Raw genomic sequence first — 11392 nt, forward strand, 5'->3', positions numbered from 1 at the left:
GGCGTCACTCCTCGGCGCTGGCCTTGCCCAGCTCGGCTTTCAGCACGAAGCTGTTCGCGGCGGCGTAGCGTTGGCCCGGCGCAAGCCCGCTCACGACTTCGACCGTGTGCTCGTCCTGGCGGCCCACTGTCACGGGCTGCGCGACGAATCCCTCGTCCGATTGCACGAACACCGACGCCGCGCCTTCCACGTCCTGCAACGCATCCTTCGCCACCGCCACCGAAACGCCGGCGCGGCGCGCTTCCACCGCGACGTTCACGAACATGCCCGGACGCCAGACGCCATCCGGATTCGGCAGCACCACGCGCGCCACCGCCGAGCGCGTTTCTTCGCCGAGCAGTTCGCCGACATAGGACACGCGTCCAGTCGAACTCGAATCGAACGCGGCGGCCCTGACCGTCGCCGCGCGTCCGATCCGCACCGCGTCGAGCTGTTGCGGGTTGACGGCCATTTCGGCCCATACGGTGGACAGATCGGCCAGCGTGAAGACATTGGTGTCGGCGGCGATGGCTTCGCCCGGCGTCACGTGCCGCTCGACGATGGTGCCGTCGAACGGGGCCCGCAATTCATAACGGTTGAGCGCCTGACCGCCCGGCGGCGCGCCGATCGCTTCGAGCTTCTGACGCGCGCCGCGTGCCGCGATCTCCGCCTCGCGCAACAGCACTTGCGCCTGCAGATAATCCTGTTCGGCCGAGATGCGTTCGAGCCACAAGGTCCTTTCGCGCTCGTAGGCGACGCGCGCGGCCGTCAGCCTGCGTTCCGTCGTCAGCAGTTCGCTGCGCCGGTCCGCCAGGTCGGTGCTGACGATCACCGCGAGCAACTGCCCCTTCGTCACCCGCTGGCCCACCGACACCGGCACCCGTTCGACCACGCCGCCGACGCGCGGCCCCACGTGCGCCGTCCGATCCTGGTTGAAACGGATTTCGCCCGGCAATTGCAAAGTGGTCACCACTTCGCCCGGACCCGCGCTCGCCAGTCCGATGCGCGCGGCGTTCACCTGCTGCGGGCTCAGCTTGACGAGGCCGTCCTTGCGCGCATAGACGAACGACGCCGACTGACCTTTCCATGAAGCCTTCAGCGTGGCGTCGAAGACATGCGGCCTGCCAACCGCCTGCGACGAAACCAGTTCCGCGCCGGAAGACCCCGACGCCACGAAGCGCAGGGACTGCGGCGGCGCGAACGGCCGCGCGAGCGAGCCGCTGACGCTCAGGCCCTGCGTGACGGGCTTGCCGTTGGAGAAGGCAGCGACGATCAGGCGCGGATCGCCCGCCTGTTCCGACAACCCGACCTCGATGATCAGACCCATCAGCCGATACTGGTCGAAGCCGGGGCGGGACGCGCTGCTTGAAGTGCTGGCCGTCGCCGGCTGGCCGTTGGAGTGGCCGGAGGAAAACAGCAGCGCATCGAGCACGAAGCCCGCGCCGATCCCGCCGGCCGCCAACGCGACATAGAGAAGTTTGCGCATCATGACCTGACCTTCAGGGAAGAACTGCAATCGGCAACGCGCCGGGCGATGCGGAGGAAGACGGCAGCGGCGTGCCTTCGAGCCGCCCGAGTTCCGCGTACGCCAGATGCGCGGTCGTCAGGGCCTGCACGTAGCGCGACTGCTCCTGGTACAGCGTGCGCTGCGCGTCGAGCACGTCGAGGAAGGCGAACTTGCCGAGCTCGAAGCCGCGCGACATCGCCACCAGCGTGTCGCGCGCGGCGGGCAGTACGTCGGTCCTGAGCCGTTGCGCTTCAGAGGCCGCGTTCTCGAAATTCGTATAAGCCGACGAGAGTTGCAGCCGCAACGTCGCCCTCTCGTTGTCGAACTCGGCTTCGGCCTGCTCCGCGTTATGCGCTGCTTCGAGCAGCGCGCCCTGGTTGGTGTCGAACAGCGGCAGCGGAATGGACACGCCGATCACCGCCTGGTTGAACGGCACGCCGCCCGTGACCACGTGCTTCATGCCCGCGCTCACCGTGATGTCCGGCACGCGCCGTGCGCGTTCCACCTGGATCGCCGCATCCGAGCGCAGCATCTGCGCCTTCGCGGTACGCACCAGTGGCGCGCTGTCCGTTCGCGCGACCAATTCGGCAAGCGAATCGGGCGTCGGCAGGCTTTCGATATCGCCCTCGATGGCCCGCTCGCGCACCGCGGACTCGCCGGTGATGGTCGCGAGCCGGTCGGCCTGCACGACGACTTGCGCTCGCGCCCTCTGCCACTCGATCTGCGCACCCGCTTCGGCCACGCGCGCCTTGCCTGCCTCGACCGGCGAAATCTTGCCGGCCCGCACGCGCTTGTCCGCGGAATCCAGCGTGCGGCGCGCGATGTCGGCGGATTCGGTCGCCACCTGCAACTGGCGTTGCGCCGCGAGCAGACCGTAGAACGCGTCGATGACCTGCGCCCGCAGCGCCGCGTCGCGTGCGTCGAGACGGGCGAGCGCGGCCTCGCGGCCATACGAGGCAACGTCCATGCGCGCCCCGCGCTTGCCGCCCAGTTCGATGCGCTGGCTCACCATGCCGGTGCTGGTCCGCTCGGACGGACCGAAGCCTTCCTGGAGCAACGACACATCCGGATTGGGCCGCATGCCCGCCTGGAGGAACGCGCCTTCGGTGGCATCGGCGCCGGCGCGCGCGGCACGCAGCGACGGATTCGCCGCGGCCGCCGACGACAGCAGCGCATCGAGCGTCAACGGCGCATCCGTTGACAGCGGCTCGGCGCCGGCGCGCGACAGGGCCATCGAGAGAACCACAAAAGAAGCAGTGCGCTTGAGCATGGAGAGCGAGACCGGTGGAAGTCCTGCATTTCAAGGTTTCACACAATGTTAGGGTGACTATGCAATCTGATGATGATCGTCAGATGATGTTTTCGTCATCTGGGTCGCGCTGCTTCGTTGTTTCTCTTGCGCGATGCCTGTCAGTTGCCCGTCTTCTCCGGTTCAATGGCGGCATCCTGGGGATGTTCGCTGGCATGTCGTTGCTTGTTGCGCGCAATGCTTGCCGCGGTAGGCGGATATTCGCGGTCGCGATGCGGCAGATAGCCGTCACGCCAGGCCTGCTCCAGCGGATCGATGGCCTGCGCCGTGGTCCTTCCCGCGTCCGGTCCGTCCTGATGCGCGAGAACCGGCGCGGACGCCGCGCCCAGCAAGCACGCCAGCCCGATGATCATGTGTTTCATGGATGACTCTCCTGGTTTCCGGCTCTTACTGAAGCCGCGTGCGCAGCAGCCGCAGCCCGTTGGCAATGACGATCAGGCTCGCGCCCGTATCGGCGAAGACGGCCAGCCACATCGAACCGTGGCCGCCCAGCGTCAGTCCGATGCTCACCACCTTGATCCCCACCGCCAACGCGATGTTCTGCAGCAGTGTTGCGTGCATCGCCTTCGACAGGCGGATGAACGCGGGCAGCTTGCACAAGTCGTCGTCCATGAGCGCGACGTCGGCGGTGTCGAAGGCGGCGTCGGTGTCCATCGCGTTCATGGCGAAGGCAATGTCCGCGCGCGCGAACGCCGGCGCGTCCTTGGTGCCGTCTCCGACCATGCCGACCGGCGCCCCGCGCCCGAGCGTCTCGATGACCCGCAGCTTGTCTTCCGGCAACAGCCCGCCTTCGGCCCGGTCGATGCCAGCCTGTCTCGCGATCGCGCGGGCGAGGTGCGGGTTGTCGCCCGTCAGCACCGCCGTGCGCACGCCGATGGCGCGCAAGCGGGCGACGGCGTCGCGGCTCATCGGCCTGAGCGTGTCGGCCACGGCGAAGAGCGCCAGCACGCCGCTGTCGCTGGCGAAGATCACGACGGTGCGCGCAGCGCATTCCTGCGCCTCGACGCGCCGCCGCAAGTCGTCTGCGTCGTGGCCGATCTCCGCCATCAGACGCAGGTTGCCGAGCCAGTAACGTCGTCCGCCGATGAAGCCGAACACGCCGCGCCCCCGCACCGAGCCGAAGCGGCTCACCGCGAAGCGCGGAATGTGTTCGTTGCGCGCAGCCTGCGCGATGGCGCGCGACGCGGGATGCGGCGAACGCCCCGCCAGGCTGGCCGCGAACGCACGCACGATGCTTTGCTCGAAGCGGGCGTCGAGCAGTTCGAAAGCAGTCTGCACCGGCGTGCCGTGCGTGAGCGTGCCCGACTTGTCGAGCGCGAGCCAGCGCAAACGCCGGCCGCGTTCCAGAAACGCGCCACCCTTCACCACGATGCCGTGACGCGCGGCGCGGGCCAGTCCGCTGACGATCGTCACGGGCGTGGAAATCACGAGCGCGCAGGGACACGCGATCACCAGCAGCACGAGCGCCTGATGAATCGAGGCGAACCATCCGCCGTCCAGCGCCAGCGGCGGCAGCAACGCGACGACGAGCGCGCCGATCAGCACCGCCGGCAGCCACGTGCGCACCACGCGTTCGAGCAGCATCTGGGTCGGCGCCTGGCACAGTTGCGCTTCCTCGATTGCATGCACGATGCGGGCGAGCGTCGACTCGTTGATGCCGCCGGTCACGAGCATGTCGAGCGTGCCGGTCTCGTTGAGCGTGCCCGCGAACACCGCGTCGCCCTTGCCCTTGGCGACCGGCCGGCTCTCGCCCGTGATCGGCGACTGGTTCACGGTGGAGCGGCCCCTGACCACCTCGCCGTCGAAGGGAATGCACTCGCCCGCCTTGACGCGCACGATCTCGCCCGCCGCGATGTCGTCCACCGCGCAGTCGCGCCACACGCCATCGGCTTGCAGGACGGCGGCTCTCGCCGGCAGCGACTTCAGCAGCGCCGCCGTGGCATTGCGCGCGCGTCGCAGCGAATTTTTCTCGACCCATTCGGCGATGGCGAAGCACACCGAGATCATGGCCGCTTCCGGCCATTCGCCGATCAGCAGCGCACCCGTGACGGCGATGCTGACCAGTGCTTCGATCGTGAAGTGCCCGCGGCAGAGCGCGCGCAGACCCGCGCGATACATCGTCAGGCCCGAGGCGGCGACGGCGCTCAACGCGAGCACGACGATGGTGCTGGTCTGCGCGTCGAACCAGCTCGCCGCCTGCGACGCCATCGCGACGACGCACGCGCCGCCGAGCAGGCAGATGGACACATGATCCGGCGCACCGGGTTCCGGCACGAGCCGCGGATCGAATCCAAGCGAGCGCAGGCCGGCAAGAATCGGCCCGAGTGCTTCGACTTCGTGTTCGACGATCAGCATGCGGCGCAGCAGGTCGAACTTCATCGACACGATGTCGCGCAGGCCGCCCAGCTTCTTGCGGATCAGCGCTTCCTCGGCCACGCACGCCATCTGTTCGATGTGGATCTGGGTGCGTGCCGTGCCGCGGCTCCTGATGCCGGACACGCCTGCTTCAGCCGGCCGGGCGCCCTGCATCGCGCTGCGTGAACCGAGGCGCGTGTTGCCGATATCTTCTGGCCGTAACATACTGACGTCCTTACTCGATCAAGCACCAAGTAGAAACCTTGGAGCCGCTCAAGAGTCAAGAAGGATCAGCACATGAAGATAGGCGAATTGGCGCGCATCGCGAAATGCACACCGGACACGATTCGTTTTTATGAAAGAGAAGGTTTGCTTCAGCAGGCGGAACGCACTGAAGCGAATTACCGCACGTACAACGCAAGCCACATCGAACGCCTGCGCCTCATCCGCAACTGCCGCGAACTGGACATGACGCACGATGAAGTGCGTGCGCTGCTGCGTGCCATCGATGAAACAGGAGATAGTTGCCAGCCAATCAATTCACTTGTCGACGAGCATATTCATCATGTCGCTGAACGCATCGATGAACTGATCGGATTGCAAACGCGCTTGCTCGCCTTGCGCGAGAAGTGTCAGGGCGAACAACTGGTGGATACCTGCGGCATCATGCACGAGCTGACTTCGAAAGAGGCCGCCAGCCGGAAGGCGAAGAAGTCGCATCTCGGCTAGCGGGTTTCATCGGCGGGTCAGGCTTTCATGCGGTCGGCGGCGACGATCGCATCCGCGAAGTCGCGCGGCGCTTCCTGCGGCAGGTTATGTCCGATGCCGCCCGTCACGTTCCGATGCTGGTACGGGCCCGTGAATTTCTTCGCATAGGCCGAAGGATCCGGATGCGGTGCGCCGTTGGCGTCGCCTTCCATCGTGATCGTCGGTACAACGATGGTCGGCGCAGCGGCCAGACGTTGTTCGAGCGCATCGTATTGCGGCTCGCCCTGCGCGAGCCCGAGACGCCAGCGATAGTTGTGAATCACCACCGCCACGTGATCCGGATTCCCGAATGATTGCGCTGAACGCTCGTAGGTGGCGTCGTCGAAATGCCATTGCGGCGAGGCGAGTTGCCAGATGAGCTTGTTGAAGTCGTGGCGATTCGCTTCGTAGCCGGCCTGGCCGCGCTCCGTCGCGAAGTAGAACTGATACCACCACGCGAACTCGGCCTTCGGTGGCAACGGCGCGCGATTGCCCTGCTGGCTGCCGATCAGATAGCCGCTCACCGACACCATCGCTTTCACGCGCTCCGGCCACACCGCCGCGATGATGTTCGCCGTGCGCGCGCCCCAGTCGAACGCGCCGAACACGGCTTGCCTGATTTTGAGCGCATCCATGAGCGCGATGATGTCCACCGCGACCACCGCTTGTTGTCCGTTGCGCGGGGTATCGGCGGACAGGAAGCGCGTCGTGCCGTAGCCGCGCAGATACGGCACGATCACGCGATAGCCCTGTGCCACGAGCAGCGGCGTAACGTCGGCGAAGCTGTGGATGTCGTACGGCCAGCCGTGCAGCAGGATCACGACGGGACCGTTCGCGGGACCGGCTTCCGCGTAGCCGACGTTGAGCGTGCCCGCGTCGATCTGGCGAAGCGTGCCGAAGCCGGCCTGCGGCACGGAACGGGTCTGGGTCTGGGCCTGGGTCTGGGCCTGCGCCAGATTGCCGAAGCCCGCTTGCAGTATGCCGATACCGGCGCTTGCCAGCGTGACGCCAAGCAAGCGGCGGCGCGACGTGTCGATGATGTCCGTCATGATGGGGTTCTCCTGTTTCGTTGTATCAAAAGGAAGCCGTCACGCGGCCGACGCGCGCAGCGCGGCGAGCGTCGGGCCCATCGGACGCACGCGCATGTGGGCGGCGAGGTTGCGCCAGGGCAGATCGGCGGGATCGGCGGCCATCGGGCCCGGCGCTTTCGCGACCAGTATGCGCGATGCAATCGGCTCGAAGTCCGCGCGGAAATGCACCGAGCTCTTGTTGACCAGAATCTTCATGCGCTCGGGTTCGATCCCCGCGACGCGAAACAGATTGCGGTCGAAGACCTGCATCTTGATGCTGCTCACCGCAATCCGCACGCCTTCGATACGCAGGCACGCCGTAGGACCGAGTTCGCCGCTCATGCCGTTGAGCATCGGTCCGTCGAAACGGAAGCGGCCGTCGGAAAGGTGTTCGACTTCGAACTCGCCTTCGAGCGGTGAATCGCCCGGCACGTTCGAGCCGCCGCCCAGCGCCAGCCGGATGCGCGCGCCCACACCCGCCCGATGCGCCGCGCGTGCCGCGTGCTCGTCCCAGATGACGCCGACGGCGGCTTCGCGCGCGCCGTGGCGCAACAGCGCGCGGACCATGCCCATGGTGTTCGAGTCGCCGCCCACGCCGGGGTTGTCCTGCGTGTCCGCGATGATCACCGGACCTTGTGCCGTGCCGCTTGCTTCGATTGCCTCGCGCGCTGCTTCGTCGGGCGACAGGAACGGTACGTCCCAGCGCGCTTCATCGTCAACGAGGTGGGTGTACAGCGCTTCCACCATGCGATCCGCTGCGTCCTGTTCATATGCATAACCCCAGATCACCGGCCCGCACTCCTCGAAGTCCGATGCCGGAAACCCCGGCGCGAACGACAGCGACACGACCTCATTCTCCAGCATGGAGAGTGCGCCGTACATGCTGCGCGCGGGTTCGACGAGCGTACACATGCCGTTCACCGGAATCAGGAACGGCACGCGGCGCACCGCGCGCGCCAGCGGCCTGCCATGCGCGATGCGCTGTGCAAGCAGATGACCCGCGCGCAATCCCGTTTCGGCCATGTCGACATGCGGATAAGTGCGATACGCGACCAGCGCATCGGCCAGTTCGACCATGCGCGCCGTGACGTTCGCGTGCAGGTCGAGGGAAACGACGAGCGGCATGTCGTCGCCGACGATCTGCCGCACGCGCGCCAGCAACTCGCCTTCGCCGTCGTCGAGATGCTCGGCGACCATGGCGCCGTGCAGGTCGAGATAGATCGCATCGAAGCCGCCGGCGCGCACGCGTTCGACGATCGCGCCCGCAATGCGCTCGTACGCGTCTTCCGTTACATGCGCCGATGCACTCGCGCCGGCCCAGATCACCGGCAGCAATGCGTGCCCTTGCGCTTCGGCCCACTGGATGAAGCCGCCGATCGGCACGTTCACGTCGCGCAGCTTGAGCACGTCGGCGTCGTGGGCCATCGGCGGGAAGCCTTCGCCCTGGATGAAGCTCTGGTAGCTGGCACGGGTCGGCGCAAAGGTGTTGGTTTCGTGCTGGAACCCTGCGATCAGGATTTTCATGTTGGTCATCCTTTCGTCTTCGATAAAAAGTCTTCAGGCCGCGCGCGTCTTCGTGACGGTCACGGTGCAGCGGTTCGCCAGGATCAGCACGCAGGCCAGCGTGGCCATGCCGGCCATCGCATACAGGCCACCGTTCGTGCTGCCGGTGGCGGACTTGACCCAACCGAACACCGCCGGTCCCCAGAACCCGCCCGACAAGCCGATGGTGTTGATCAGCGCGATGCCGCCCGCAGCGGCGGGGCCGGCCAGAACCTCCGAAGGAATCGCCCAGAACACCGTGTAGGCCATCCACATGCAGGCGGTGGCGAGCGTCAGCAGGGCCAGCGTCGCGGCCAGGCTGCCGGAGGCATACGGCGTCATCACCAGCAGCGCGGCTGCGGCGAGCGCCGGCAGCGCGCTGTGGTAGCGGCGCTCGCCGAGCGCGTCGGAACGGCGGCCCGCGCTGTACATGGCAAGCGCCGCGGCCACGTACGGAATCGCGACATACCAGCCGAGCTTCAAGGTGTCGTGCGCGCCCTGCTCCTTCAGCAGCGTGGGCAGCCAGAAGCTGATGGCGTAGATCGGAAAGATGATGCAGAAATAGGCGAGCGCCAGCACGAGAATGCGCGGGTTCCTGGCGATCTCGCGAAACGATGCGATCCGGTGCGACCCGCTGCCATGCACGCCGGCTTCGGCCGCGACGAGACGCTGCTCGTCCCGCGAGAGCCAGCGCGCTTCGGCGGGACCGTTGGCGAGCGTGAACCACACCAAAGCACCGAGTGCGATGCACGGCAGGCCTTCGACGAGGAACATCCACTGCCAGCCCGTCAGGCCGCCGACGCCCGCGAGCGAGGTCATCAGCCACGCGGACAACGGCCCGCCGACCACCCCGCCCAGCGGCCCCGCGACGAACACGAGCGCGATGGCGCGCGCCATGCGCTTCGGCCCGTACCAGCAGGAGAGGTAGTAGATCATGCCGGGCGCGAAGCCCGCTTCGAAGACGCCGAGCAGGAAGCGCATCGCGTAGAACGCGGGCACGTTGTGCACGAACAGCATGCAGGCCGACGTGATGCCCCACAGCACGAGAATGCGGCTGAAGGTGAGACGCGCGCCGATCTTCGGCAACATCAGGTTGCTGGGAATCTCGAAGAGCACATAGCCGATGAAGAAGATGCCCGCGCCGACGCCATAGGCTGCGTCGGAGAAGCCGAGATCGCTCTGCATCTGAAGTTTTGCGAAACCCACGTTCACGCGGTCCAGATACGCGAACAGGTAGCACGCGATGAGCAGCGGCAACAGCCGCCAGTTGATCCTGCTGTAGAGCGCCGAGAGGGCATCGCCGCTCTCGTTGAGTTGAATCGTCGACATCCGCGTCTCCTTGTGGTCTTCCCATCTCCGGGTGAAACCATGGTGAGCGCGTTCGACTGTGCCAGCAAGAGCAACCAAGTTCACGTATCGTTGCTCTGTGAGCAACACTCCTCTCATCCGTTCCGGAGCCTTCGACATGCGCGAAATCAATCAGCAACGCCTGCGTTACTTTCATGAAGTGCTGTCGCACGGCACGATGCGCGGGGCGGCGGACCATCTGAACACGTCGCCGTCGGTGATCGCGCGGCAGATCAAGCTGCTCGAAGACGAACTCGACACCACCTTGTTCGAACGCGAAGCGCGCGGCGTGAAGCCCACCGAAGCGGCCTTTCATCTGCTGGAGTTCTGGCGGGGTTATCGTTCGCAACAGGAACGGCTCGAAGATCAGTTGCACGCGCTCAAGGGCTTGCAGCAAGGGCAGATCCGGCTGGCGGTGAGCGAAGGCTATGTCGATACGCTCGTCGATGACGTGCTCGCGCCGTTCTGCGCGCGCTATCCGCGCCTCGAGATTGACGTGCAGATGCTTGCCGTCGACGATTTGCTCGACGAAGTCGCGCAAAGCCGTGCGCATATCGGGCTGGCGTACAACCCGCCGCCGCATGAGCGCATCGAAATTCGCGCGAGTTGCGCGCAGCCGGTCGTGCTGCTCATGCGGCGCGATCATCCGTTGGCGCGGCGCGGCGGCGCGGCGCAGATCCGCGATCTGCTCGATTACCCGCTCGCGCTGATGCCGCCGAGCTTCGGCATCGGGCATGTGGTCAAGATGCTCGAAACCACCGACGGCGTTGCCATTCGTCCTGCGCTCACGACCAATTCGCTCGGCGCGCTGAAGCGGCTCGTCGCGGCGGAGCAGTTCATGACGCTGATCGGCGAATTTGCGGCGTATCGCGAACTGGCGAGCGGCGAGCTGACGATTGTTCCGGTCGCGCATCCGCTGTTCGAAAGCGCGCAGGCGCGGGTGCTGGTGAAGACCGGGCGACCGCTCGCGGCGGGACCGCAGGCGTTGCTCGAATCGATCCTCGAACGGATGCCGATGTTTGGCAAGCTTGCGGGTAAGAAACCGCGCCGCGGAGCGAAGCGGTGACGCGGGTGCGCGATGTTCATCAAAGCGTCTGGTGCGACCGCAGGCAGGAAACCGCGCCGTAGAGCGAAGCGGTGACGCGGGTGCGCGATGTTTAGCAAAGCGTCTGGTGCAACGGCAAGCCGAGGCCGCGCTGTAGAGCGAAGCGGTAACGCGGGCACGCGATGTTCAGCAAAGCGTCTGTTGCAACGGCAAGCCGAAGCCGCGCCGTCGAGCGAAGCGGTGACGCGGGTGCCCGATGTTTAGCAAAGCGTCTGGTGCGACCGCAGGCAGGAAAGCCGCGCCGCGGAGCAAAGCGGTGACGCAGGCACGCGATGTTCAGCAAAGCGTCTGGTGCGACCGCAGGCAGGAAACCGCGCCGTAGAGCGAAGCGATGACGCGGGTGCGCGATGTTTAGCAAAGCGTCTGGTGCAACGGCAAGCCGAGGCCGCGCTGTAGAGCGAAGCGGTAACGCGGGCACGCGATGTTCAGCA

The 11392-nt window shown here is 66.3% G+C and carries 9 protein-coding genes; 2 read left to right on the forward strand and 7 right to left on the reverse strand.

Annotated elements, in window-relative coordinates; translation table 11 throughout:
* Window positions 1-4: 4 nt before the first annotated feature.
* The 4 genes from QCE88_RS29165 to QCE88_RS29180 form a co-directional block, all read right to left on the reverse strand.
* Window positions 5-1468: an efflux RND transporter periplasmic adaptor subunit gene (locus QCE88_RS29165; RefSeq protein ID WP_309908408.1), complete on the reverse strand. Its 1464-nt coding sequence runs from the start codon at window positions 1466-1468 to the stop codon at window positions 5-7.
* 10 nt (window positions 1469-1478) lie between these two features.
* Window positions 1479-2756: a TolC family protein gene (locus QCE88_RS29170; RefSeq protein WP_309908409.1), complete on the reverse strand. Its 1278-nt coding sequence runs from the start codon at window positions 2754-2756 to the stop codon at window positions 1479-1481.
* Window positions 2757-2896: 140 nt separating this feature from the next.
* Window positions 2897-3157, reverse strand: a complete 261-nt coding sequence (locus tag QCE88_RS29175; RefSeq protein ID WP_309908410.1) for a DUF4148 domain-containing protein — start codon at window positions 3155-3157, stop codon at window positions 2897-2899.
* Between the two features lie 25 nt (window positions 3158-3182).
* Window positions 3183-5375, reverse strand: a complete 2193-nt coding sequence (locus QCE88_RS29180) for a heavy metal translocating P-type ATPase (RefSeq protein WP_309908411.1) — start codon at window positions 5373-5375, stop codon at window positions 3183-3185.
* 72 nt (window positions 5376-5447) lie between these two features.
* On the opposite strand from QCE88_RS29180, the gene cadR reads away from it, so the two are divergent.
* Window positions 5448-5879 (forward strand): Cd(II)/Pb(II)-responsive transcriptional regulator, encoded by a 432-nt coding sequence (gene cadR, locus QCE88_RS29185; RefSeq protein WP_309908413.1) that lies wholly within the window; start codon window positions 5448-5450, stop codon window positions 5877-5879.
* 17 nt (window positions 5880-5896) lie between these two features.
* Here cadR and QCE88_RS29190 read toward each other — a convergent pair whose 3' ends face one another.
* From QCE88_RS29190 to QCE88_RS29200, 3 genes are read right to left on the reverse strand one after another with little or no spacing between them, the layout of a single operon-like run.
* Complete coding sequence (locus QCE88_RS29190) at window positions 5897-6946, reverse strand: alpha/beta hydrolase (protein WP_309908414.1); 1050 nt, start codon at window positions 6944-6946, stop codon at window positions 5897-5899.
* Between the two features lie 39 nt (window positions 6947-6985).
* On the reverse strand, window positions 6986-8491 hold the full coding sequence (locus QCE88_RS29195; RefSeq protein WP_309908415.1) for a M81 family metallopeptidase: 1506 nt from the start codon (window positions 8489-8491) through the stop codon (window positions 6986-6988).
* A 33-nt stretch (window positions 8492-8524) separates the two neighbouring features.
* Window positions 8525-9838: an MFS transporter gene (locus QCE88_RS29200; RefSeq protein ID WP_309908416.1), complete on the reverse strand. Its 1314-nt coding sequence runs from the start codon at window positions 9836-9838 to the stop codon at window positions 8525-8527.
* 136 nt (window positions 9839-9974) lie between these two features.
* Between QCE88_RS29200 and QCE88_RS29205 the strand changes: the two genes are divergently transcribed.
* Window positions 9975-10922 (forward strand): LysR family transcriptional regulator, encoded by a 948-nt coding sequence (locus QCE88_RS29205; RefSeq protein WP_309908417.1) that lies wholly within the window; start codon window positions 9975-9977, stop codon window positions 10920-10922.
* Window positions 10923-11392: the final 470 nt, after the last annotated feature.

The sequence above is a fragment of the Caballeronia sp. LZ035 genome, assembly GCF_031451175.1.
GTDB lineage: Bacteria > Pseudomonadota > Gammaproteobacteria > Burkholderiales > Burkholderiaceae > Caballeronia.

Coding starts and splice junctions, on each gene's coding strand:
- QCE88_RS29165 (WP_309908408.1), bottom strand. CDS start 1,468: ATGATGCGCAAACTTCTCTATGTCGCGTTGGCGGCCGGCGGGATCGGC.
- QCE88_RS29180 (WP_309908411.1), bottom strand. CDS start 5,375: ATGTTACGGCCAGAAGATATCGGCAACACGCGCCTCGGTTCACGCAGC.
- cadR (WP_309908413.1), top strand. CDS start 5,448: ATGAAGATAGGCGAATTGGCGCGCATCGCGAAATGCACACCGGACACG.
- QCE88_RS29205 (WP_309908417.1), top strand. CDS start 9,975: ATGCGCGAAATCAATCAGCAACGCCTGCGTTACTTTCATGAAGTGCTG.
- QCE88_RS29190 (WP_309908414.1), bottom strand. CDS start 6,946: ATGACGGACATCATCGACACGTCGCGCCGCCGCTTGCTTGGCGTCACG.
- QCE88_RS29195 (WP_309908415.1), bottom strand. CDS start 8,491: ATGAAAATCCTGATCGCAGGGTTCCAGCACGAAACCAACACCTTTGCG.
- QCE88_RS29170 (WP_309908409.1), bottom strand. CDS start 2,756: ATGCTCAAGCGCACTGCTTCTTTTGTGGTTCTCTCGATGGCCCTGTCG.
- QCE88_RS29175 (WP_309908410.1), bottom strand. CDS start 3,157: ATGAAACACATGATCATCGGGCTGGCGTGCTTGCTGGGCGCGGCGTCC.
- QCE88_RS29200 (WP_309908416.1), bottom strand. CDS start 9,838: ATGTCGACGATTCAACTCAACGAGAGCGGCGATGCCCTCTCGGCGCTC.